The organism is Streptomyces sp. MI02-7b (assembly GCF_033793585.1).
Classification (GTDB): Bacteria; Actinomycetota; Actinomycetes; order Streptomycetales; family Streptomycetaceae; genus Actinacidiphila.
This window is the reverse complement of the sequence record NZ_JARAWX010000010.1, coordinates 39,426-61,996: the sequence shown is the minus strand read 5'-3', so window position 1 is coordinate 61,996 and position 22,571 is coordinate 39,426. Positions and strand designations below refer to the sequence as shown.

Below are 22,571 nucleotides of genomic sequence, written 5' to 3'. Positions count from 1 at the left end.
CTAGGCCGAGCTCCGGCGCGCGAGTTCGGCCCGGCGCAGCGTGGGCGCGGCGAGTCCGCAGACGGCCCCCGCGGCCGCGACCGCCGCGCTCGCGACGAACACCGGCCGGACGCCCCAGGCCCCGATGGCGGCGCCGGTGAGCGGGAAGCTGAGCGGCGCGACGCCGAGGGAGAACAGCGCGGCGACGGAGCTGACCCTGCCCAGGTAGGGGCCGTCGGTCACGGTCTGCAGCAGGGCGCCGCACAGCGCGCCGCTGAGTCCCGCCACGAGCCCGACGACGGCCGCGACGGCGACCGCCGCGGGCAGTGCCGGCACGAAGGCGAACGCGCCGACCGCGACCGCTCCGAGGCCGAGGCAGCACGACTGGGCGAGTCCGGCGCGCGGCAGCCGGCCGCGCACGGTCAGCAGCAGGGAGGCGGCCCCCGCGCCGGCCCCGAATCCGCTGACGATCCAGCCGAGCCCCGCGGCGCCCCAGCCGCGGTCGGCGACGAGCAGCGTGAGGCCGATGTTGAGGGGGCCGGCGAAGCCGAGCTCGCCGACCGCGATGACGATCATCAGGGCGGCGAGCACCCGGCGGCCGCGTATGTAGCGCAGGCCCTCGACCAGGTCCTTCCAGGGTGTGGAGGCGTCCTTCCCGGCGTGGTCGTCGGGCGGCAGCGGCGCCAGGCGGACCGCGGCCAGCAGCACGAGCGAGACCGCGAACAGGACTCCCGCGACGGTGAAGGCGGCGGACGGCCCGCCCGTCGCGACGGCGGTGCCGCCGAGCGAGGCGCCGGCGACGTTGCCGACGCGCATCGCGATGCCCTTCATCCCGTTGAGCCGGCCGAGCTGGTCGGGGCCGGTGATGCGGGGTGGCAGGGCGCCTACGGCCGGAAGGAAGACGGCGTCCACGGCGCCGAAGAGCAGCGCGACCACGGCGAGTGCCCACAGCCCCGGCGTGGTGAGGGCGAGCAGCGCGGCCGCCGCGAACATCACCACGCAGCGCGTCAGGTCGCTGCCGATGACGATGCGGCGCGGGCCGAAGCGGTCGGCGATCACTCCCCCGCCGAGCATCAGCACGGCGCGCGGCACCGCACCGGCCGCGAGCACCAGCCCGGCCCGCCCGGGGTCGCCGGCGCGCGTCGCGGCCCAGGACAGGGCGAGGAACCATACGGCGTCGCCCACGAGCGAGGCCGTGAACGCGGTCAGCCAGCGCAGGACGTTGCCGTCCCGGTGGGCGGGGACGCGGGGCAGGATGACGGGCGGTGCGGAGATTCCGGGGGCCGCCATGCGGTCGCCTCCTTCTTCGATGCCTTGGGTTCCTCGAGTTCCTTCGGTGCCTTCGGTGCCTTCGGTGCCTTTTGCGCTCACGGCCGGTAGGGGAATCCGTACAGGTGCACCGCCACGTGCTCGCGGCCCTCGGTGTCACCGGCCTCCTCGGCGGCGCGCGCCCGGTCGACCCAGCGCATCATCAGCTCGCCCAGCTCCGCGCCGAGTTGGCGGGTCTCCTCGACGGTCAGGCGGGGCAGGTACTCGGAACTGAAGGAGACGTCCGACCACTGCCTGTCCCACGCGTGCTGCTGGTCGAGGTAGGCGGCGTAGCGCTCGTAGCGGGTGGCGAGCAACTGGCGGGTGACCTCGCTCATCACGGCCGCGCCCTCGGGACGGTCGGCGAAGTCCGAGGTGCGGAAGGTGAATCCGCGCTCGGTGGTGACCTTCCACCAGCGCTCGCGGGCGTCGCTGCTCTGGCCGGTGGCCTCGGTGATGAAGCCGTGCGCGGCGAGTTTGCGCAGGTGGTAACTGACCAGCGAGACCGCCTCGTCGACCTGGTCGGCCAGTTGGGAGGCGGTGGCGGTGCGGGCGGTGAACAGCGCCCGGTAGAGCTTGATCCGCAGCGGGTGCGTGAAGACCTTCAGCGCGTCGAGGTCGGTGATCCTTTGCGGGTCGTCCGCGGTGCCGCCGCCGGGGGGCGTGTCCTCTGCCATACCCGGGAGCCTAGATACGAAAGAAAAGTTGCGCAATAGAATTTGCGCAACTGGTCCTGCGCATCCCGGCCCACAGCACAGGGGATTTCAGCGGCGGCGCCGCGCGCCACGGCGAGCGGCGAGCGGCGCGCGGCGCCGTCAGCGCACCGGGTGGCCGGCCTCGCGCAGCGTCTGCTTGACCTCGCCGATGCGCAGGTCGCCGAAGTGGAAGACGGAGGCGGCCAGGACGGCGTCCGCGCCGGCGGCGACGGCCGGGGCGAAGTGGGCGAGGCCGCCGGCACCGCCGGAGGCGATGACGGGGACGGTGACGAGCTTGCGCACCGCGGCGATCATCTCCGTGTCGTAGCCGTCCTTGGTGCCGTCGGCGTCCATGGAGTTGAGCAGGATCTCGCCCGCGCCGAGTTCGGCCGCGCGGTGCGCCCACTCCACGGCGTCGATGCCGGTGCCCTGGCGGCCGCCGTGCGTGGTGACCTCGAAGCCGGAGGGGGTGCCGGCGTCCGTGCGGCGGGCGTCCACCGACAGGACGAGGACCTGGCGGCCGAAGCGTTCGGCGATCTCGCGGATCAGCTCGGGCCGGGCGATGGCCGCAGTGTTGACGCCCACCTTGTCGGCGCCGGCGCGCAGCAGCTTGTCGACGTCCTCGGCGGACCGTACGCCGCCGCCCACGGTGAGCGGGATGAAAACCTGCTCGGCGGTGCGCCGCACCACGTCGTAGGTGGTCTCCCGGTTGCCGGAGGAGGCGGTGATGTCGAGGAAGGTCAGCTCGTCGGCGCCCTCGGCGTCGTACAGCTTGGCCATCTCGACGGGGTCCCCGGCGTCCCGGAGGTCACGGAAGTTGACACCCTTGACGACCCGGCCGTCGTCCACGTCCAGGCAGGGGATGACTCGGACCGCCAGGGTCATTGCGCTCAGGCTCCTCAGGATGCTCGGAATGCTTCGAGTTCCACTTCGACCAGGACCCGCGGGTCCATGAACCCCGAGACCACGACGAACGTCGCGGCCGGACGGGCACGGTCGAAGAACTCCTTGTGCGCCCGGCCGACCTCCTCCACGTCATGGGTGTGGGTGAGGTACATGCGGGTGCGGACGACGGAGTCGGCGTCCAGGCCGAACGCCTCCAGTGCGGCGAGGGCCTTGGTGAACGCGACCTTCGCCTGCTCGTACGGATCGCCCTCGCCGTACAGCACGGTGCCCTCGAACGGCATCGTGCCCGCGACATGGACGCGGTCCCCCGCCGCCACGGCGCGTGCGAAACCGAACTGCTCCTCCCAGGGGCTGTCGCTGTGCACTCGCCGTACGCCGGGGGTCTCGGTCATCGGGACACAGCCTCCAAGGCCTCTTCCAGGGTGAACGCCTGCGCATAGAGCGCCTTTCCGACAATGGCGCCCTCAACCCCCTGGGGCACCAGTGAGGCGATGGCCCGCAGGTCGTCCAGGGAGGAGACGCCGCCGGAGGCGACGACCGGCCGGTCGGTGGCCGCGCACACGTTCTTCAGCAGCTCCAGGTTGGGGCCCTGCAGGGTGCCGTCCTTGTTGATGTCGGTGACGACGTACCGGGCGCAGCCCTCCGAGTCGAGGCGGGCCAGCGTCTCGTAGAGGTCGCCGCCGTCGCGGGTCCAGCCGCGACCGCGCAGGGTGGTGCCGCGGACGTCGAGGCCGACCGCGATCTTGTCGCCGTGCTCGGCGATGACCTTGGCGACCCACTCCGGGGTCTCCAGCGCGGCGGTGCCGAGGTTGACCCGGGTGCAGCCGGTGGCGAGCGCCGCGGCCAGGGTCTCGTCGTCGCGGATGCCGCCGGAGAGCTCGACCTTGATGTCCATGGAGCGCGCGACCTCGGCGATCCGCGCACGGTTGTCGCCGGTACCGAAGGCGGCGTCCAGGTCGACCAGGTGCAGCCACTCGGCGCCGGCCCGCTGCCAGGCGAGGGCGGCGGCCATCGGGTCGCCGTAGGACGTCTCGGAGCCCGACTCGCCGTGGACCAGGCGGACTGCCTGGCCGTCGCGGACGTCGACGGCGGGGAGGAGTTCGAGGCGGTGCGTCGTGCTCATGACGGCGTGGGGTCCTAGTCCTTGAAGGTGTCGAGCCAGTTGGCCAGCAGCTGGGCGCCGGCGTCGCCGGACTTCTCGGGGTGGAACTGGGTGGCCCACAGCGGGCCGTTCTCCACCGCGGCGACGAAGGGCTCGCCGTGCGTCGCCCAGGTGACCTTGGGGGGCCGGATGCCGGGGTTGCCGGACTCCAGCTCCCAGGAGCGCACCGCGTAGGAGTGCACGAAGTAGTAGCGCGCGTCGGCGTCGAGTCCCGCGAACAGCCGTGAGTCCTCGGGCGCCTTGACGGTGTTCCAGCCCATGTGCGGCACGATCGGCGCCCGCAGCGGCTCCACCGTACCGGGCCATTCGTCGCAGCCCTCGGTGGTCACGCCGTGCTCGACGCCCCGCGCGAACAGGATCTGCATGCCGACGCAGATACCCATCACCGGACGGCCGCCGGCAAGCCGCCGGCCGATGGCCCATTCGCCGCGTACCGACTTCAGCCCGGCCATGCACGCGGCGAACGCCCCGACGCCGGGCACGAGCAGCCCGTCGGCGTTCAGGGCCTTGTCGAAGTCGGCGGTGATCTCGACGTCCGCGCCCACCCGCGCCAGCGCACGCTCGGCGGAACGGACGTTGCCGAAGCCGTAGTCGAGGACCACGACCTTCCTGGCGGCCTTGCTCATGTGCGCGAACCCCCTACAGCCGCAGCAGGCCGGACACCAGGGACATGGCCGAGCCGATGCCGAGCAGCACGATGACGCCCTTGGGCATCTTCTGCTTCCAGAACGAGTAGACACCGCCGGCCAGGAACAGGCCCAGCAGGATGAACAGGATGGCCGGCTTGGTCACAGCGCGCCCTTCGTCGACGGGAGGATGCCCGCCGCGCGCGGGTCGCGCTCGGAGGCGTAGCGCAGGGCCCGGGCCAGCGCCTTGAACTGGCACTCCACGATGTGATGGGCGTTGCGCCCGTACGGCACGTGGACATGCAGCGCGATCTGCGCCTGGGCGACGAAGGACTCCAGGATGTGCCGGGTCATCGTCGTGTCGTAGGAGCCGATCATCGGCGCCATGTTCTCCGGTTCGGTGTGCACCAGGTAGGGGCGGCCGGAGAGGTCCACGGTGACCTGGGCGAGGGACTCGTCCAGCGGCACCGTGCAGTTGCCGAAGCGGTAGATGCCCACCTTGTCGCCGAGCGCCTGCTTGAAGGCGGCACCGAGCGCGAGGGCGGTGTCCTCGATGGTGTGGTGGGTGTCGATGTGCAGGTCGCCCTCGGTCTTGACCGTGAGGTCGAAGAGGCCGTGGCGGCCGAGCTGGTCGAGCATGTGGTCGTAGAAGCCGACTCCGGTGGAGATCTCGGTCCTGCCGGTGCCGTCGAGGTCGAGTTCGACGACGACGGACGTCTCCTTGGTCGTGCGCTCCACGCGGCCGACGCGTGTCATGTGGTTACCGCTCCTTCTTCAGCTCGCGCACCGCTTCGAGGAACGCGTCGTTCTCGGCCGGGGTGCCCGCGGTCACCCGCAGCCAGCCCGGTACGCCGTTGTCGCGGACGAGGACGCCGCGGTCGAGGATCGCCTGCCAGGCGCGGTGGCTGTCCTCGAAGCGGCCGAACTGCACGAAATTGGCGTCCGAGTCGGTGACCTCGTACCCGATCGCGCGCAGCTCCGCGACCAGGCGGTCCCGCTCGGCCTTCAGCTGTTCGACGTACCCGAGCAGCGTATCGGTGTGCTCCAGGGCCGCGAGCGCGGTGGCCTGGGTGACGGCCGACAGGTGGTACGGCAGGCGCACCAGCTGCACGGCGTCCACGACCGCCGGGTGCGCGGCGAGATAGCCCAGCCGCAGGCCGGCGGCGCCGAAGGCCTTGGACATGGTCCGGCTGACCACCATGTTGGGCCGGCCCTCGATGAGCGGCAGCAGCGAGGGCGAGTGGCTGAACTCGCCGTACGCCTCGTCGACCACGACCAGCGAGGGCCGGGCGGCCTGCGCGGCCTCGTAGAGGGCCAGGACGGTGTCGGCCGCGACCGCGGTGCCGGTGGGGTTGTTCGGCGAGGTGATGAAGACCACGTGCGGCCGGTGCTCGGCGATGGCCCGCCCGGCGGCGGCCACGTCGATGGTGAAGTCGTCCCTGCGGGGGCCGGGGAGCCAGGCGGTACCGGTGCCGCGCGAGATCAGGCCGTGCATCGAGTACGAGGGCTCGAAGCCGATCGCGGTGCGGCCGGGGCCGCCGAAGGTCTGCAGCAGCTGCTGGATGACCTCGTTGGAGCCGTTGGCCGCCCACACGTTGGCCAGGCCCACCGGATGCCCGGCGGTGCGGGTCAGGTAGGCCGCCAGAGCGGTGCGCAGCTCCACCGCGTCCCGGTCGGGGTAGCGGTTGAGGTCGCGGGCGGCCTCGCGGACCCGCTCGGCGATCCGCTCGACCAGCGCCTCGGGCAGCGGGTACGGGTTCTCGTTGGTGTTCAGCCGTACGGGGACGTCGAGTTGCGGCGCCCCGTACGGGGACTTGCCGCGCAGCTCGTCCCGGATGGGCAGGTCGTCGATGCCGGTCACGAACCCGGTACCGTCCAATCGAATCGTGCCCGCACCGCCGCACCGTGCGCCGGCAGGTCCTCGGCGTCGGCGAGGGTCACCACGTGGCCGGCGACCTCCGCCAGCGCCTCGCGGGTGTAGTCGACGACGTGGACGCCGCGCAGGAAGGACTGCACGGACAGGCCCGAGGAGTGGCAGGCGCAACCGCCGGTGGGCAGGACGTGGTTGGAGCCGGCCGCGTAGTCGCCCAGCGAGACCGGGGCGTAGGCGCCGACGAAGATCGCGCCCGCGTTGCGCACCCGGGCGGCGACGGCGCTCGCGTTCTCGGTCTGGATCTCCAGGTGCTCGGCCGCGTAGGCGTCCACGACCCGCAGGCCCTGCTCGATCCCGTCGACCAGCACGATGCCGGACTGGCGGCCGGACAGGGCCGGGGCGATCCGGTCCTCGACGTGCTTGGTGGCCGCCACCTGCGTCTGGAGCTCCTTCTCCACCGCCTCGGCGAGGTCGACGGAGTCGGTGACCAGGACGGCCGCGGCCAGCGGGTCGTGCTCGGCCTGGCTGATCAGGTCGGCGGCGACGTGCACCGGGTCGGCGGTGGCGTCGGCGAGGATGGCGATCTCGGTGGGGCCGGCCTCCGCGTCGATGCCGATGCGGCCCTTGAGCAGGCGCTTGGCCGCGGCGACGTAGATGTTGCCGGGGCCGGTGACCATGCTCACCGGACGGCACTCCTCGGTGCCGTACGCGAACATCGCGACGGCCTGGGCGCCGCCCGCGGCGTAGACCTCGTCCACGCCGAGCAGTTCGCACGCGGCGAGGATCGTCGGGTGCGGGAGCCCGCCGAACTCCTTCTGCGGCGGCGAGGCGACGGCCATCGAGCCGACCTCGGCCTCCTGCGCGGGCACCACGTTCATCACCACGGACGACGGGTAGACCGAGCGGCCGCCGGGCACGTACAGGCCCACGCGCTCCACCGGCACCCAGCGCTCGGTGACCGTGCCGCCCGGCACGACCTGCGTGGTGTGGTCGGCGCGGCGCTGCTCCCGGTGGACGAGCCGCGCGCGGCGGATCGACTCCTCCAGCGCGGCCCGGACCCTCGGGTCGAGCTCCGCCAGGGCCCGGGTCAGCGCCTCGGCGGGGACGCGCACCCGGTCGATGGCGACGCCGTCGAACTTCTCCGCGTAGTCGATCAGTGCCGCCGTGCCACGATGCTTCACGTCGTCGCAGATCGGGCGCACCTTCTCCAGGGCGGCCTCGACGTCGAGCTCGGCACGGGGCAGCAGATCGCGGTCGATGCCGTCCTCGGGGAAGGCGTCGCCGCGCAGATCGATTCGGGAGATCACCCTCCCAAGTGTAGAGAACCGCCCACGGCGGCTCCGCCGAGTATCAGTCCCTGATACGCCTACGGTTCCCCAGCGCTGATCATCCCCGCTAGCGTTTCCGTCGTCGTCGCCAGCCAGGGGAGGGATCTCGGTGACCGAGCCGCCGGACATCGCGCCGCCGCACGACTGGACCCCGGTGGAACAGGGCCTGTGGCGGGCCTTCCGCCTCGGCGAGCTGTACGACCTGCGCACCGGAATACCCGAGCGGGACGACCCGGCCGCCGACCTCTTCTGGGGCCCGGACCGCACCGTGCGCGCCGACACGATCGCCCGGCTGCTGCTGGACGGACCGCAGGCCGCGTCCGGGCGTGTCTCGTGCGTGAAGCTGTCGGGCGCGCAGATCAGCGGGCAGCTCAACCTCTCCGGCGGCACGGTAGTGCCGTACGTGGAGCTGCACGACTGCCGCTTCGAGGAGCAGGTGCTGCTCGCGGAGTGCAGCTTCACCACGCTGCGCATGGTGCGCTGCGCCATACCGCGGCTGGAGGCCGCCCGGCTGCACACCTCCGGCGACCTGCACCTGCCCCAGTGCACGATCGAGGGCGGAGTCCGGCTCACCGACGCCCACATCGGCACGGACCTGCTGCTCAACCAGATCACCCTGCGCAAGGACCGGCACGGCCGGGCGCTCGCCGCCGACGGGCTGAGCGTCGCCCAGGACGTCGAGGCCGAACTGATGGAGGCGACCGGCGAGATCAGCCTGCGCAGCGCGCGCATCGGCGGCCGCCTCAGCCTGCGCGGCAGCCGGCTGCGCAATCCGGAGGGGCGCTACGCGCTCAACGCGGCCCGGGTGACCGTCGAGCACACGCTGTACCTCAGCTCCGGCGGGGTCCGGCCCTTCAGCAGCGACGGCGGGGTCCGGCTGGACGACGGGCGCTTCGGCAACGGCGTGATCATCCACCGGGCCCGGTTCCGGCTCGCCGACGGCCAGCAGCTGTCCCTGCGCCGCGTCCAGACCCCGGAACTGCGGCTCACCCTCGACCAGCCGCCGACCGGCGCGATCTCCCTGGCCGGCGCGCGGGTCGGCAACCTCACCGACAACCACGCCTGCTGGCCCGGCACGGGCGGCATGGACCTGACCGGTTTCAGCTACGGCTCGCTCAGCCCCGAGGGCTCCTTCCCGCTCCGCGCCCGCATCGCCTGGCTCGCGGCGGCGACCCCCGAGTACAGCCCCGAGCCCTACGAGCACCTGTCCGCCGCCCTGCGCGCGAGCGGCGAGGACGCCGACGCCCGCGAGGTCCAGCTGGCCAAGCAGCGACGGCGCCGCGAGACCCTCCCGATCGCCGGCAAGCTCTGGGGCTTCCTCCAGGACATCACCGTCGGCTACGGCTACCGGCCCGGCCGCGCGGCGATCTGGATGGCCCTGCTCTGGGCGCTCGGGGCGGTCTTCTTCCAGATCCACGGCGAGCCGAAGCCGGTCGACGGCGGTGCCTTCCCGAACTGGAACGCGCCGCTGTTCGCCCTCGACCTGCTGCTCCCGGTCATCAATCTCGGGCAGGACAACGCGTGGCGCCTGGCCGGCGACGCGCAGTGGGCTGCCGCGTTCCTCACGATGCTCGGCTGGATCCTCGCGACGACGGTCGCCGCGGGTGCGTCGCGCCTCCTCCGCCGCGGCTGACGCTTCGCGTCCCGACCAGGCAAGATCCTTTCCCGCCCTCCCGCCCTCCCTCCCTCAACCTTCGGCCGGGAGTGCCCCCAGCCCGGCGCGGTCAGTCACCCCCGACGCGCGTTTCGTGGGGGCCGGGTGCGGGGCCTCCGGGGCCGGCCATTCTGGACAGCACATTTAGGTGCCTCAAGCACCCTCAACTGATCACCCCGGGTCATGCACCCAAATATGCTCCACAGTCCAGAACACCCACCCCTACGACCCCGCCCCCTCCGTTTCGTATCGCGCCTGATCCCCGGTGGGGGGTAGTGGCGGCACCGTGCCTGGGGCCGCCCGTTGGCGCAGCGCGGTCCGAGGGGGCCCGCTGTCTCGCGGCAGGCCGCCGGGGTGGAGTGAGGCAACCGGGGTCACCCGCACCGCCCCCACACCCCCCACCGGCGCGGTCCGCGGGGCCAGCGCTCGCGCGGCAGGCCTCGGGGGCAAGAGTGAGGCGACTGGGGTCACCCGGACCGCCCCCCACCCCCCCACCGGCGCGGTCCGAGGGGCCAGCCCTCGCGCGGCAGGCCGAAGGGGTGGAGTCAGGCAACCGCGGTCACCCCGGACCGCCCCCACACCCCCCACCGGGGATCAGGCGCATATGGAGACGGAGGGGCGGGGTCGGAGGGGTGGATGTTCTGGACGCTGCGGGATATTTGTGCGCACCATCCGGGCAGGGACGGGATGAGCAGGTGCTGGAAACGCGCGTAAATATCCCAGTCCAGGACGTGCAGCCCCGGAGGCCCCGCACCCGGCCCACCCCACACGCGCGCCGGGGTCACTGACTTCACAGGGCACCCGGGAGGGCGGGCGGGGAAAAAACCCGGTACAGCAAGCGCAGCGGAGCCGCACCCCCACGAAAGGCCGGGCCGCCAGGCCCTAGGCTTGCTCGACGTGACCGCTCGCCTTCCGCTGTTCCCCCTGAGCTCGGTGCTCTTCCCCGGCCTCGTCCTGCCCCTGAACGTCTTCGAGGAGCGGTACCGCGCCCTCTTCCGCGACCTGCTCGAACTGCCGGAGGAGGCACCGCGCCGGTTCGGGGTCGTGGCGATCCGGGACGGTCACGAGGTGGCGCCCGCGGGCGGGGAGGACGGAGCGGCGGCGGGCTTCGCCCCGGACCTGGCGGCGTCGCTGTTCACGATGGGCTGCACCGCGGAGGCGGCCACGATCGGGGAGCGCGAGGGCGGCGGCTTCCAGGTCGTGGCGACCGGGACGACCCGCTTCCGGCTGGTGTCGGTGGACACCACGGGCCCGTACCTCGTCGGCGAGGTCGAGGACGTGCCGGAGGAGAGCGGCAGCGGCTCCGGCGCGCTGGCGGCCGGCGTCGCGCGGGCCTTCCGCACGTACCAGAAGCGGCTGGCCGGGGCACGCGAGTCCAGCATCGCGGGCGCCCGGGAGCTCCCGGACGACCCGACCGTGCTGTCGTACCTCGTGGCCGCGGCGGCCGTCGTCGACACCCCGGCCAAGCAGCAACTGCTGGAGGCCGCGGACACCGCGACCCGGCTGGAGCGGGAGCTGCGGCTGCTGCGCCGGGAGGCCGCCGTCATCGACAAGCTGCAGACCCTGCCCGCCGTGGACCTCACCCGCCAGGCTCCGAGCCTCAACTGACGGATAGTCAATTCACTGATGGCCAAGAAGAAGCAGTCACCGTCCGGCGGTACGCCCGCCACCGTCGTCCTGGAGAAGGCGGGAGCCGCCTTCACCGTGCACGCCTACACACACGACCCCGCCTCGGAACTCGGCTACGGCGAGGAGGCCGCGCAGGCGCTCGGCACCTCTCCCGACCGGGTGTTCAAGACCCTCGTCGCCGACGTGGACGGCGCGCTGACCGTCGCGGTCGTCCCGGTCGCCGGTTCGCTGGATCTCAAGGCGCTGGCGACCGCGGCGGGCGGCAAGCGGGCGGCGATGGCCGACCCGGCGGCCGCCGAGCGCACGACCGGTTACGTACGGGGCGGGATCTCCCCGCTGGGACAGCGCAAGCGGCTGCGCACCGTGGTGGACGCCTCCGCCCTGGACCACACCACGGTCTTCGTCTCGGCGGGCAAGCGCGGCCTGGAGGTCGAGCTGGCCCCGCAGGACCTGGTCAGGCTGACGGACGCGGTCACGGCGCCGATCGGCCGCGGCTGAGCGCCCGCGTCAGCCCTTCGGGGGCAGGTGCGAAGCCGGGGTGTCCCAGTACGGCAGCAGCGGCGGCTCGGGGTCGCGCGGGCCGAGGCCCAGGGTCAGCAGCAGGTGCGTGAGCACGGCGCCCACGGGCCAGGCCAGCAGGGCGCCCTTGGCCTGGAGCTGGAGGGGGCCGTCGAAGACCTTCTTCGGGCCGACGGCCTTGGCGTGCGCGATCAGGTCGGAGGTCGGGCCGAGCGAGATCCCCAGCCGCCAGGCGATCACGGAACCGACCACCGCGCCCAGGGCGAGGCCGAGCACCACGCCCACTCCCCCGCGCTTCACCCGCCAGAAGGCCAGCGCGCCGGTCAGGACGCCCATGCCCAGCCCGAGCAGCACGAAGGTGCCGTCGCCGCCGACGGCCTGCTCGCCCTCGGTGTCCTTGAGGTAGACCGCTTTGCCGTCGGAGATCAGCGGCACCCGCGGCGCCAGCCAGAGCCACAGAAGCCCCAGCAGCACCCCCGCCACCGCCACGAGCACGGCGGTCAGCGCGCCGTTCTTGAGCTCCTGCGCGGGGGCCATGCGCGCGTCGTCGCCCTGGGGCGACGGCAGTGGCATGGAGGGCCAGTGATCGTGCGGCGTCAGAGGTGCGGTCACCCTGCCATCGTGCCAGGTACACCCGCGGGACGCGCCACCGGCACCTCGCACCCGCCCCACCGGCCCCTCACCGGGAGGCCGCCCTGCGGTACGCCCACGTGGCCACGGCCAGCGAGACGAGGCCGACGGCGGCGCACACCGACAGGTCCGCGATCACGGCCAGCCAGTCCGGGTGGGCGTCGAAGCTGCGGATGAACGCCTCGACGCCGTACGTGGACGGCAGCAGGTCGCGCACGTACCCGATCGGCGCGGGCAGATTGCCCGCCGGGAGGACGCCCAGGAGCAGCGCGGCCGACATGCCGAGCTGTCCGGCGAGCGTGGCCAGCTCCTGGCGCGGGGCGAGCAGCCCGAGCGCCGCCCCGAGACCGGACAGGGCGGCACCGGCCAGCGGGATGACGGCGGCCAGTACCCACAGATGGGTGAACGGGAGCTGGAAGAGGCCGCAGCCGATGCCGGCGGTCACCAGCGTCCCGGGCACCGTGAAGGACGCGTACGCGCCCGCCGCGCCGAGCACCACCGCCGCGGGCGGCACCGGCAGCGTCGCGTAGTGGTCGAGGCCCCCGGAGGCGCGCAGCTGGCCGAAGTACTGGGCGAGCAGGTTGAGCGCGACGAAGGCGACGACGAGGACGCTGGAGCCGGCGACCACCGCGCGGGCGGCCGGGCCGCCGTGCACGACACCGCGCATGAGCACCATGATCCCGACCGACTGGAACGTCGCGACGAAGAGCAGCGGGATGCGCGCGACCCGCGCGCGCGACAGCTGCGCCCGGTAGACCGCGATCATCGCCGGCAGCAGCCGGGCGCGGGGCGCGAGCGGCGCGGCCGCGCCGGTGAAGGGTCCGGCGGGGGCCGTCGTCGGGGCCGCCGCCGCGGTGGTGTCCGCTCCCGCGGAGACGATGGTCACGCCGCGCCGCCCCGTTCCCCCGCGATGGCGTCCAGGATCTCGTTCACGGCCGTTCCCCTCATGGCTCCGTTGCCGCCGTTGCCGCCGTTCACGCCTTGACCAGTCCCCTCCGGCGGCCGCCGAGGGCCAGGTAGACATCCTCCAGGCTCGGTGTCGCCAGCGTGAAGTCGTCGAGCGCGGCGAAGGCCGGTCCGCCGGTCACCTCGGCGACCACCGCGCGGGCGCGCTCCTGGGGCAGCCGCAGCGTCCAGCGGCGCCCGGTGATCCGCGCGCTCTCGCGCAGCCCCGCGATGCCTGGCACCGACAGCGGGGGCTCGTCCCGCCAGACCAGGTCCAGCCGCACCTCGTCGGCGACAAGCGCCTTGAGGCCGGCCGGGGTGTCGCAGGCGATGACCCGGCCCTCGTCGATGACCGCGACGCGGTCCAGTACGGTCTCGGCCTCCAGCACGTTGTGGGTGACCAGCAGGACGGTGACGCCGCGCTCCGCGCGCCGCCGGTCGATCGCCGCCCACACAGCACGCCGGGCGACCGGGTCCATGGAGGTCGTCGGCTCGTCCAGCACCAGCACCGGCCGCTCCCCCACCAACGCGGTGGCGAGGCAGGCCAGCCGGCGCTGCCCGCCGGAGAGCTTGCGCAGCGGGTGCGAGGCGAGCCCGGTCAGCCCCAGCTCCTCCAGGACGGCGTCCCGTTCGGCCCGCGCGGACCGCACGTCCAGTCCGCGCAGCCGCCCGGTGGTCTCGGCGGCGAGGGCGACGGTGAGCTCGTCCAGCGCGCTGGACTCCTGTCCGAGGTAGCCGACGAGGCGCGAGGCCCGCTCGGGGTGGCGTACCAGGTCGTGGCCGAGGAGGTCGACGCTCCCGGCGTCCGGGCGCAGCAGCCCGGTCAACTGCCGCACCAGGGTGGTCTTCCCGGCGCCGTTGGGGCCGAGCAGCCCGAAGATCTCGCCGCCGCGGACGTCGAGGTCGATGCCGTCGTTGGCCCGCACGGCCGGTTTCGCCGCCGCGCGGCGTCCGCGCCCGGCCGGATAGGTCTTGACGAGCCCGCGCACGGTCACGACCACCGCCGTGCGCGCGGCGGTGTCCTGTCCCGTGCCCGTACTCACGAGGGTCGAGACTACGCTCCATCCCGGCCGGTATGCGCCTCAGGGTCGGTCCGGGGCGCGTTCACTCCGCCGCGGGCGGCCGTGCGACGACCGCGCGGGCGTCGACCTCGCGCCAGAAGCCCGCCCGGATGGCGTAACGGTCGTGCTCGTCGATCTGGTCGTCCTTGTGGGCGAGGAGTCCGAAGCGGGCGGCGTAGCGCAGCAGCTCGCCGTCGATGCGGTGCGGCACGCGCGGGTACTCGGCGGAGAGCAGCTGCAGGTGCAGGCCCTCGGTGAGCCGGCCGATCCAGCGCCGGGCGAAGACCTGCCCGACCTCGTACGGGTCGCCGCTGACGTCGGTGATGTCCTCCTCGCGGTCGGCCCAGCGCTGCTCGGCGCTGGTGAGCTGGGCCAGGGTGGGCAGCCCGGCGTCCACGGCGTCGCTGCCGCCGACCATGCCGCGGTCGGAGGACCAGCGCAGTGTGGCGCCTGCCGCGGCGGAGGAGGGGTGCGGGGCGGAGTGGCCGCGGTGCACGATCCCGGCCAGGTCCTTGGGGGTGGGCACCAGGCCCTTGCCGGCGGCCGCGGGGGGATCGGCGAGGAGGCCGGAGCCGTTCTGCGCGGCGGTGGCCACGACGGGCTCGGCCGCGGTCGGCTCCTCCGCCGCGACGGGCTGCGGCTTGGCCGGGGCGGGTTCGGGCAGCGGGGCGGAGAGGATGGCGGCGATCTCGGGGCGCGGGGTGGGCGGGGCGCAGACCCCGGCGGGCTCCCGGACCCGGATCGCCCGGGTGATCCACTCGCGGTCCAGCACCCGGCGTTCGTCGGCCTCGGCGACCAGGTCCTCGGACTGGTTGAAGTCCCCGTCGGCGGCCTGGACGGCCCACAGGTGGACGGCGACGCCGTGCTCCTTGGCCGACATCATGCCGGGCAGCAGATCGCCGTCGCCGGTGACGAGCACCACGTCGGAGCAGGCCCGGTTGCGGGCGAGCTCGGACAGTTCGGCGTGCATGGCCGCGTCCACGCCCTTCTGGGCCCAGCGTCCGTCGGTACGGGTGAGCGCGCCGAGCCGCACGGTGACACGTGGCATGACCCGCAACCGCCGGTGTTCCGGCTGCGGTACGCGGTCGGGGGCGCCGTCGAACCAGTAGATCCGCAGCAGCGGCTGCCCGGTCTCCTTCTCGGCCCGTTCACGCAGGCCCGCGACGATCTCCGCGTGGTCGACCAGGATCCGGGAGCGCGAGGGCTCTCCGGCCAGCAGGCTCGCGGCGGCGCCGAGCAGATAACCGGCGTCCACCAGGACGACGCAGCGGTCCATCGGTCTCACCCTCTTTTCCGGAGTCCTGTCGTCCGTCCCCCCGACGTTTCCCCGAGTCTGCCCGAACACCGGCTCGTTGTGACCTGTTGGGCGATCACCGGCGCGCCACACTGGGCAACTGCCCGAAATGCGACCTTCGTACTCCCGTGCAAGCCTGAGTGCGGCCCATTCCGTGATTTCCCCCAAGGAGGAACATCGTGGGCAAGAACAAGAACCGGGGCGAGCGCACCGGCCAGCGATCCGAGCGGGGCACCTCCGCGACCACCGAAGAGCACGCGAAGAGCGCCGGACGCGAGCACATCATGACGGCCCCGGGGGCCGAGCCGCACGTGTCGCAGAAGCGGCAGAAGAAGTTCGGCCACAACTAGCGCCGGACGGCAGCGATCAAGGGTGGCATCCCGCTCGGGGGTGCCACCCTTGATGCGTATCTCCCCTGTGCACGGAGGGTGATCGCAGGGATCGGGAGGGAGAGGGCAGGGCGGGCGATCAGCTCGCCTGCTGCTGGGCCGCGCCGAGACAGGCGGGGCCCAGGAGGGCCTTGAGGTCACCGAAGAGTGCCGGGTCGGGAGTGACCCGATGGCGGTCCAGCCGCAGCACGGTGGTCGAGCGGGCGCCCTGCAACCGCACCCGCACCTCGGTGCTGCCCTTGTGGCTGGCCAGCACCTCACCGAGCCGGGCGACCAGCGGCGGGGTCACCTTGACCGTCGGGATGGAGATCGTCACGGGTGCGTTGGTGCCCGCGTCGCTGAGGTCGGGGACCATCAACTCCATGGCGACCAGCCGCGGGATGTCCTCGCGCTTGTCCAGGCGGCCCTTGACGAAGACCACGGCGTCGTCGATCAGCTGCGTCGATACCAGCTGGTAAGTAGCCGGGAAGAACATGCAGTCGATGGAGCCGCCGAGGTCCTCGACGGTGGCGATCGCCCAGGCGTTGCCCTGCTTGGTCATCTTGCGCTGCAGACCGGAGATGATGCCGCCGATGGTGACGATCGAGCCGTCGGCGTAGTCGCCGGCGAGGGCCGCGATGGCCGCGTCCGCCTTGTCGTTGAGGACGTGCTCGATGCCGAAGAGCGGGTGGTCGGAGACATAGAGACCGAGCATCTCCCGCTCCTGCGCGAGCAGATACGTCTTGTCCCACTCGACGTCGGAGAAGACGACGTCGAGCCCGAAGCCCGGTTCGTCGGCCGCGGCGTCGTCGCCCATGCCGCCGAAGAGGTCGAACTGCCCCTCGGCCTCCTTGCGCTTGACCGCGACCACGTTGTCGATCATCGGCTCGTAGTGCTCGGTCAGGCCCTTGCGGGTGTGGCCCATCTCGTCGAAGGCGCCCGCCTTGATCAGCGATTCGATGGTGCGCTTGTTGCAGACGACCGCCTCGACCTTGTCGAGGAAGTCGGGGAAGGCGGTGTACTTCCCCTTGGCCTTGCGGCAGCGGATGATCGAGTCCACCACGTTCTGGCCGACGTTGCGGACGGCGGTCAGGCCGAAGAGGATCACGTCGTCGCCCTGCGCGGTGAAGTTGGCGTCCGACTCGTTCACGTTCGGCGGGAGCACCTTGATACCCATGCGGCGGCACTCGTTGAGGTAGATCGCCGACTTGTCCTTGTCGTCGCGCACCGAGGTGAGCAGCGCGGCCATGTACTCGGCCGGGTAGTTGGCCTTGAGGTAGGCGGTCCAGTAGGAGACCAGGCCGTAGGCCGAGGAGTGCGCCTTGTTGAAGGCGTAGCCGGCGAAGGGGACCAGCACGTCCCACACCGCCTGGATGGCCTCGTCGGAGTAGCCGCGCTCGCGCGCGCCCTTCTGGAAGGGGATGAACTCCTTGTCGAGGACCTCCTGCTTCTTCTTGCCCATCGCGCGGCGCAGCAGGTCGGCCTGGCCGAGCGAGTAACCGGCGAGCACCTGGGCGGCCTTCTGCACCTGCTCCTGGTACACGATCAGGCCGTAGGTGATGTCGAGGACCTCCCTGAGCGGCTCCTCCAGCTCCGGGTGGATCGGGGTGATCTCCTGCTGCTTGTTCTTGCGCAGGGCGTAGTTGATGTGCGAGTTCATGCCCATCGGGCCCGGCCGGTACAGGGCCGAGACGGCGGAGATGTCCTCGAAGTTGTCGGGCTTCATCATGCGCAGCAGGGAGCGCATGGGGCCGCCGTCGAACTGGAAGACGCCGAGGGTGTCACCGCGGCCGAGCAGTTCGAAGGTCTTGGGGTCGTCCAGCGGCAGCGCGAGCAGCTCGATGTCGATGCCCTTGTTGGTCTTCACGAGCTTGACGGCGTCGTCCATGATCGTGAGGTTGCGCAGGCCGAGGAAGTCCATCTTCAGCAGGCCGAGCGACTCGCAACTCGGGTAGTCCCACTGGGTGATGGTGACTCCGTCGGAGTGCCGTACCCAGACCGGAACGTGGTCGGTGATCGTCTCGCTGGACATGATCACGCCGGCCGCGTGCACGCCCATCTGCCGGACCAGGCCCTCCACGCCGCGGGCGAGGTCGATGACCTTCTTGGCATCCGGCTCGTTCTCGTACATCCCGCGGATCTCGCCGGCCTCGCTGTAGCGCGGGTGCGTCGGGTCGGTGATGCCGTTGAGCGGGATGCCCTTGCCCAGGACGTCGGCGGGCATCGCCTTGGTGAGCCGGTCGCCGACCGCGTAGGGGTAGCCCAGCACCCGGGCCGAGTCCTTGATCGCGTTCTTGGCCTTGATGGTGCCGTAGGTGCCGATCATGGCGACCTTGTCGGCGCCGTACTTCTCGGTGACGTACCGGATCACCTCGGCGCGCCGGCGCTCGTCGAAGTCGATGTCGACATCGGGCATGGAGACGCGCTCGGGGTTGAGGAAGCGCTCGAAGATCAGGCCGTGCTCGATCGGGTCGAGGTCGGTGATGCCCATGGCGTACGCCACGATCGAGCCGGCCGCGGAGCCGCGGCCGGGGCCGACGGCGATGCCGTTGTTCTTGGCCCACATGATGAAGTCGGCGACGACGAGGAAGTAGCCGGGGAACCCCATCTGGATGATGGTGTCCATCTCGTACTCGGCCTGCTTCATCCGGTCGTCCGGGATCCCGCCGGGGTAGCGGCGGTGCATGCCCCGCAGGGTCTCCTCGCGGAACCAGGTGACCTCGGTGTACCCGTCGGGCACGTCGAAGCGGGGCATCAGGTTCTTCTCCTGGAACCAGCCCTCGGTGTCGACCTGCTGGGCGACCAGCAGCGTGGTGTTGCGGCAGCCCTCCTGCCAGGCGTCGGAGGAATCGATGGCGAGCATCTCCTCCGTCGTCTTGAGGTAGTAGCCCGTGCCGTCGAAGCGGAAGCGGTCCGGGTCGGAGACGTTCTTGCCGGTCTGGATGCACAGCAGGGCGTCGTGGGCGTCGGCCTCGCTGGCGTACGTGTAGTGCGAGTCGTTGGTCACGACCGGCGGGATGCCGAGCTTCTTGCCGATCTCCAGCAGCCCGTCGCGGACCCGGCGCTCGATCTCGATGCCGTGGTCCATCAGCTCCAGGAAGTAGCGCTCCTTGCCGAAGATGTCCTGGTACTCCGCCGCCGCCTTGAGCGCCTCGTCGAAGTGGCCGAGCCGCAGCCGGGTCTGCACCTCGCCGGAGGGGCACCCCGTGGAGGCCATCAGGCCCTCGGACCACTGGGCGATGGTCTCCTTGTCCATCCGGGGGTACTTCGTCAACCAGCCCTCGGCGTAGGCGTCGGAGGAGAGCCGGAAGAGGTTGTGCAGGCCCGTCCGGTTCGCCGCCCAGATCGTCTTGTGCAGGTACGAACCGGAGGCCGAGACGTCGTCCCGCTTCTGGTGCGGCTGGCCCCAGGTGATCTTGCGTTTGTTCCGCCGCGACTCGGGGGCGACGTACGCCTCGATGCCGATGATCGGCGTGACCCCGGCGCCCTTGGCCTGGTGGAAGAAGTCGTAGGCGCCGTGCAGGTTGCCGTGGTCGGTCATGGCGATGTGCGTCATGCCCATTTCACCGCAGGCCTTGAACATGTCCTTCAGCCGCGCCGCTCCGTCCAGCAGCGAGTACTGGGTGTGAACATGCAGATGGGTGAAGGGCGTGGTCACGGGAAGCGACACCTCCGGCATCGGTGGTCATCTGGCGGCGAGGGGAATCCTACGCCGGGGGTCCGACAACCACGGCCGGGACGGTCCATGCCGGGCGGGTGACCGCGGCCGGCCCGCCGGCCGGCACCGGCGCGCCGGGCGGGCGGCCCGGGTGCTCCCCCCGCGACACGCCCGGCCGGCGGGGTTCCGGCGCCTCCGCGAGTCGTAGCCGATGTCCGTGCGACGGCGGACCCGGTCCCGCGCCACGGGGCGTACCCGGACCGGGCAGGGCGGCGTCCCGCGCTGCGCGGCGCGCACCGCGGGACGCCTGCCGGTGAGCGGCGCCCTGAGCCGCTCAGCGCACCGGCGAGTCGGCCCGCTCCACCCTCTGGGTGCCGGACAGCGTGCGGTACGAACGCTCCCAGGTGGACGTGGCGCCGGCGTCGGTCCGGTCGGACAGGACGTAGTAGTCCATCTGCGCCCGCTCGGCGGTGATGTCCAGCACGCCGTAGCCGTGCGAGTCCATGTCCACCCACTTCACGTGCCGGTTGGCGACCTTGACGGCGGCCTCGGCGATCGGGGAGACGGTGCGCGGTGCGACCTTGAGGATGTCGTCCAGGTTGTCCGAGGTGACGGAGGTGACCACGAACTCGGTCGCCGCCGACGCCGACAGCGGGTACGTGGCCGCCTTGACCGGGACGTCGTTGGCCCACGCCATGTGGATGTCGCCGGTCAGGAAGACGGTGTTGCGGATGCCGTTGTCCCGCAGGTGCGCCAGCAGCTCACGGCGGTCGTCGGTGTAGCCGTCCCACTGGTCGGGGTTGATCGCCAGACCTTCGCCGGGCAGGCCGAGCAGCTTCGCCAGCGGCGCGAGCAGGTAGTCGGGCAGCGCGCCGAAGGCGACCGGCGAGATCATGACCGAGTTGCCGATCAGCCGCCAGGTGGTGTCCGAGGCCTTCAGCCCCGCCTTGAGCCAGTCCAGCTGTGCCCGGCCGGTGATCGAGCGGTTGGGGTCGTCCACCGAGCCGCTGCCGACAGCGGCCTGCTGCGAGCGGAAGGAGCGCAGGTCGAGCAGCGACAGGTCGGCGAGCCTGCCGAAGCGCAGCCGGCGGTAGGTCGTCCCCGCGATCGAGGGGCGCACCGGCATCCACTCGAAGTAGGCCTGCTTGGCGGCCGCCACCCGGGCGGTCCAGGTGCCCTCGGCGCCCTCGGTGTGGTTCTCGGCACCGCCGGACCAGGCGTCGTTGGCGAACTCGTGGTCGTCCCAGATCGCGACCACCGGGGCGGCGGCGTGCAGCGCCTGGAGGTCGGCATCGGTCTTGTAGCGGCCGTGCCGGGTGCGGTAGTCGGCCAGCGTGGTGATCTCGTGCGCCGGCGCGTGCGGGCGGACGACGGTGCCGCGGGCGGCGAAGCCGCCGCTGGCGTACTCGTAGATGTAGTCGCCCAGGTGCAGCCAGGCGTCCAGGTCGCCGCGCGCGGCCAGGTGCCGGTAGGAGGCGAAGTACCCCGCCTCCCAGTTCGAGCAGGACACCACGCCGAAGCGCAGGCGGGCGGCGGTGGCGTTGTCGGCCGGGGCGGTACGGGTCCGGGCGACCGGCGAGTCCACGCCGCCCGCGGTGAAGCGGTACCAGTAGTCCGTAGCCGGCCGCAGGCCGCGCACATCGGCCTTGACGGTGTGGTCGCACGCCGCGGTCGCGGTGGCCGTGCCACTGGCGACGACGGAGGTGAGCGCCTTGTCCGTGGCGACGGTCCAGGTCACCTCGGTCGCCGGGCCGAGCCCGGAGCCGGGGACCGCCTCGGGGACCGGGGTCACGCGGGTCCACAGCAGGATGCCGTCGGGCAGCGGGTCGCCGGAGGCCACACCGTGCAGGAAGGCGGCCGCGGACGCCGCCTGCGCCTGGCCGGCGGTGGCGGCGAGCGGTATGAGCGCGGCGCCCGTCACGACGGCGCCGGCCTTGACCACCGAACGGCGGCTCGGTGTTCTCGGAGAGGTCTGTGAGGATGCAGAGGTCTCGGTCACGGCGGATCAGATTACGCGTCAGTAACCGCTCTCCGGCACCCCTCCCGGCAACTGTTGGCGAAGACTTCGCCCCCCGGTCCCCGGCACGTCGCCGGGGACCGGGGGGCGATCAAGTGCCGTGCGCCGCCTACTGCTTGGCGCCGATCTGCGCGTCCACCGCCGCCGTGAACTGCTGCGGCGTCATGGTCTGCACGTTCTCGATCGTCTTGCCGTCCAGCTTCACGGTCGGCGTGCCCTGGATGCCGTCCGTGTCGAACTGCTTGGCCATCGTCAGCGCCCACTTGTCGTAGGTGCCGTTGCGGACGGCGTTCTCGAAGGTCTTGTTGCCCTTGAGGGCGTCGACCTTCTGCGCGATCTCGATCAGCTTGGCGTCACTGCCGAAGTCGTCCTTGGTCTCCTCGGGGTGGACGTCCTTGGAGTACAGCAGCGCGTGGTACTGGACGAACGCGTCCTTGCTGACGTTCAGCGCCGCGCCGAGCGCGCTCAGCGCGTTCTTCGAGCCCTGGCCCTGCTTGAGGGCGTCGTCCAGGAAGGCGCCCATGGTGTACGAGATCTTGTACTTGCCGTCCTTGGCGTCCTTCTGGACCTCCTCGCCGGAGGTCTGCTCGAACTGCGCGCAGACCGGGCAGCGCAGGTCCTCGTACACCTTCAGCGTGTGCTTGGCGTTCGCGTCGCCGATCTCGATGGACGTGCCGTTCTTGCCCGTGGAGTTCGCCGGCGCCACCAGCTTCTGGTCAGCGGCCTTCTCCCAGTAGGAGGGCGCGTTCATCTTGACCACGGCCACGGCTATGCCGGCGCCGAGCGCCAGAACGCCGACCACGGCGCCGCCGACGATGAACTGGCGGCGGACCTTGTCGCGCTTCGCCTGGCGCTCCCGCTCCGCGCGCAGACGCTCGCGGGCGGCGGTCTTGGCGGTCTGGCTGTTCCTCTTGCTCAT

General features: G+C 72.1%; 21 protein-coding genes. 4 read left to right on the top strand and 17 right to left on the bottom strand.

All coding sequences use genetic code 11. The features are described from left to right. The 10 genes from PV364_RS18245 to hisD form a co-directional block, all read right to left on the bottom strand. Nucleotides 1-1,269 carry an MFS transporter gene (locus PV364_RS18245; protein ID WP_319661096.1) on the bottom strand — a complete coding sequence of 423 codons (1,269 nt, stop codon included), beginning with the start codon at nt 1,267-1,269 and terminating at the stop codon, nt 1-3. A 77-nt stretch (nt 1,270-1,346) separates the two neighbouring features. Beyond that, nucleotides 1,347-1,964 (bottom strand): helix-turn-helix domain-containing protein, encoded by a 618-nt coding sequence (locus tag PV364_RS18240; RefSeq protein ID WP_319661095.1) that lies wholly within the window; start codon nt 1,962-1,964, stop codon nt 1,347-1,349. A gap of 138 nt (nt 1,965-2,102) precedes the next feature. Continuing rightward, entirely contained in the window at nt 2,103-2,867 is a 765-nt protein-coding gene (hisF, locus tag PV364_RS18235; protein ID WP_319661093.1) for an imidazole glycerol phosphate synthase subunit HisF, read from the bottom strand. A gap of 14 nt (nt 2,868-2,881) precedes the next feature. Continuing rightward, a complete protein-coding gene (locus tag PV364_RS18230; RefSeq protein ID WP_319661092.1) occupies nt 2,882-3,280 on the bottom strand; it encodes a RidA family protein in 399 nt (132 codons plus the stop codon). Further along, nucleotides 3,277-4,011, bottom strand: coding sequence for a bifunctional 1-(5-phosphoribosyl)-5-((5-phosphoribosylamino)methylideneamino)imidazole-4-carboxamide isomerase/phosphoribosylanthranilate isomerase PriA (gene priA / locus PV364_RS18225; RefSeq protein ID WP_319661091.1), 735 nt, complete (start codon nt 4,009-4,011; stop codon nt 3,277-3,279). The genes PV364_RS18230 and priA overlap by 4 nt, the downstream gene beginning before the upstream one ends. Before the next feature lie 14 nt (nt 4,012-4,025). Further along, nucleotides 4,026-4,676, bottom strand: coding sequence for an imidazole glycerol phosphate synthase subunit HisH (gene hisH, locus PV364_RS18220; protein WP_319661090.1), 651 nt, complete (start codon nt 4,674-4,676; stop codon nt 4,026-4,028). A 13-nt stretch (nt 4,677-4,689) separates the two neighbouring features. Beyond that, entirely contained in the window at nt 4,690-4,842 is a 153-nt protein-coding gene (locus PV364_RS18215; RefSeq protein ID WP_319661089.1) for a hypothetical protein, read from the bottom strand. Further along, nucleotides 4,839-5,432 (bottom strand): imidazoleglycerol-phosphate dehydratase HisB, encoded by a 594-nt coding sequence (gene hisB, locus PV364_RS18210; protein WP_319661088.1) that lies wholly within the window; start codon nt 5,430-5,432, stop codon nt 4,839-4,841. Before hisB ends, PV364_RS18215 begins: the two co-directional genes overlap by 4 nt. Before the next feature lie 4 nt (nt 5,433-5,436). Then, the gene (locus PV364_RS18205) at nt 5,437-6,537 is read right to left on the bottom strand and encodes a histidinol-phosphate transaminase (RefSeq protein WP_319661087.1); all 1,101 of its coding nucleotides are present in this window, start codon (nt 6,535-6,537) and stop codon (nt 5,437-5,439) included. After that, complete coding sequence (gene hisD, locus PV364_RS18200; protein ID WP_319661086.1) at nt 6,534-7,856, bottom strand: histidinol dehydrogenase; 1,323 nt, start codon at nt 7,854-7,856, stop codon at nt 6,534-6,536. The genes PV364_RS18205 and hisD overlap by 4 nt, the downstream gene beginning before the upstream one ends. A gap of 130 nt (nt 7,857-7,986) precedes the next feature. Between hisD and PV364_RS18195 the strand changes: the two genes are divergently transcribed. The 3 genes from PV364_RS18195 to ybaK all read left to right on the top strand — a co-directional run bounded on the left by PV364_RS18195 (nt 7,987) and on the right by ybaK (nt 11,658). Further along, a complete protein-coding gene (locus tag PV364_RS18195) occupies nt 7,987-9,510 on the top strand; it encodes an oxidoreductase (RefSeq protein ID WP_319661085.1) in 1,524 nt (507 codons plus the stop codon). A gap of 918 nt (nt 9,511-10,428) precedes the next feature. Beyond that, entirely contained in the window at nt 10,429-11,139 is a 711-nt protein-coding gene (locus PV364_RS18190) for an LON peptidase substrate-binding domain-containing protein (protein WP_319661084.1), read from the top strand. A gap of 18 nt (nt 11,140-11,157) precedes the next feature. Beyond that, on the top strand, nt 11,158-11,658 hold the full coding sequence (gene ybaK / locus PV364_RS18185; protein WP_319661083.1) for a Cys-tRNA(Pro) deacylase: 501 nt from the start codon (nt 11,158-11,160) through the stop codon (nt 11,656-11,658). Nucleotides 11,659-11,667: 9 nt separating this feature from the next. Here the strand turns inward: ybaK and PV364_RS18180 are convergent, their stop codons facing one another. The 4 genes from PV364_RS18180 to PV364_RS18165 all read right to left on the bottom strand — a co-directional run bounded on the left by PV364_RS18180 (nt 11,668) and on the right by PV364_RS18165 (nt 15,591). Continuing rightward, on the bottom strand, nt 11,668-12,291 hold the full coding sequence (locus PV364_RS18180) for an ABC transporter permease (RefSeq protein WP_319661082.1): 624 nt from the start codon (nt 12,289-12,291) through the stop codon (nt 11,668-11,670). A gap of 67 nt (nt 12,292-12,358) precedes the next feature. Further along, a complete protein-coding gene (locus tag PV364_RS18175) occupies nt 12,359-13,195 on the bottom strand; it encodes an ABC transporter permease (RefSeq protein ID WP_401974672.1) in 837 nt (278 codons plus the stop codon). 88 nt (nt 13,196-13,283) lie between these two features. Further along, nucleotides 13,284-14,297: an ABC transporter ATP-binding protein gene (locus PV364_RS18170; RefSeq protein WP_319661081.1), complete on the bottom strand. Its 1,014-nt coding sequence runs from the start codon at nt 14,295-14,297 to the stop codon at nt 13,284-13,286. Nucleotides 14,298-14,358: 61 nt separating this feature from the next. Then, nucleotides 14,359-15,591 carry an NYN domain-containing protein gene (locus PV364_RS18165; RefSeq protein ID WP_319661080.1) on the bottom strand — a complete coding sequence of 411 codons (1,233 nt, stop codon included), beginning with the start codon at nt 15,589-15,591 and terminating at the stop codon, nt 14,359-14,361. A gap of 197 nt (nt 15,592-15,788) precedes the next feature. Here PV364_RS18165 and PV364_RS18160 point away from each other — a divergent pair, with 197 nt between their 5' ends. After that, a complete protein-coding gene (locus PV364_RS18160) occupies nt 15,789-15,959 on the top strand; it encodes a hypothetical protein (RefSeq protein ID WP_319661079.1) in 171 nt (56 codons plus the stop codon). Between the two features lie 118 nt (nt 15,960-16,077). Here the strand turns inward: PV364_RS18160 and dnaE are convergent, their stop codons facing one another. The 3 genes from dnaE to PV364_RS18145 all read right to left on the bottom strand — a co-directional run bounded on the left by dnaE (nt 16,078) and on the right by PV364_RS18145 (nt 22,571). Further along, on the bottom strand, nt 16,078-19,656 hold the full coding sequence (gene dnaE / locus PV364_RS18155; protein WP_319661078.1) for a DNA polymerase III subunit alpha: 3,579 nt from the start codon (nt 19,654-19,656) through the stop codon (nt 16,078-16,080). A gap of 313 nt (nt 19,657-19,969) precedes the next feature. Beyond that, on the bottom strand, nt 19,970-21,634 hold the full coding sequence (locus PV364_RS18150; RefSeq protein ID WP_319661077.1) for an alkaline phosphatase D family protein: 1,665 nt from the start codon (nt 21,632-21,634) through the stop codon (nt 19,970-19,972). 127 nt (nt 21,635-21,761) lie between these two features. Beyond that, the gene (locus PV364_RS18145) at nt 21,762-22,571 is read right to left on the bottom strand and encodes a thioredoxin domain-containing protein (protein ID WP_319661076.1); all 810 of its coding nucleotides are present in this window, start codon (nt 22,569-22,571) and stop codon (nt 21,762-21,764) included.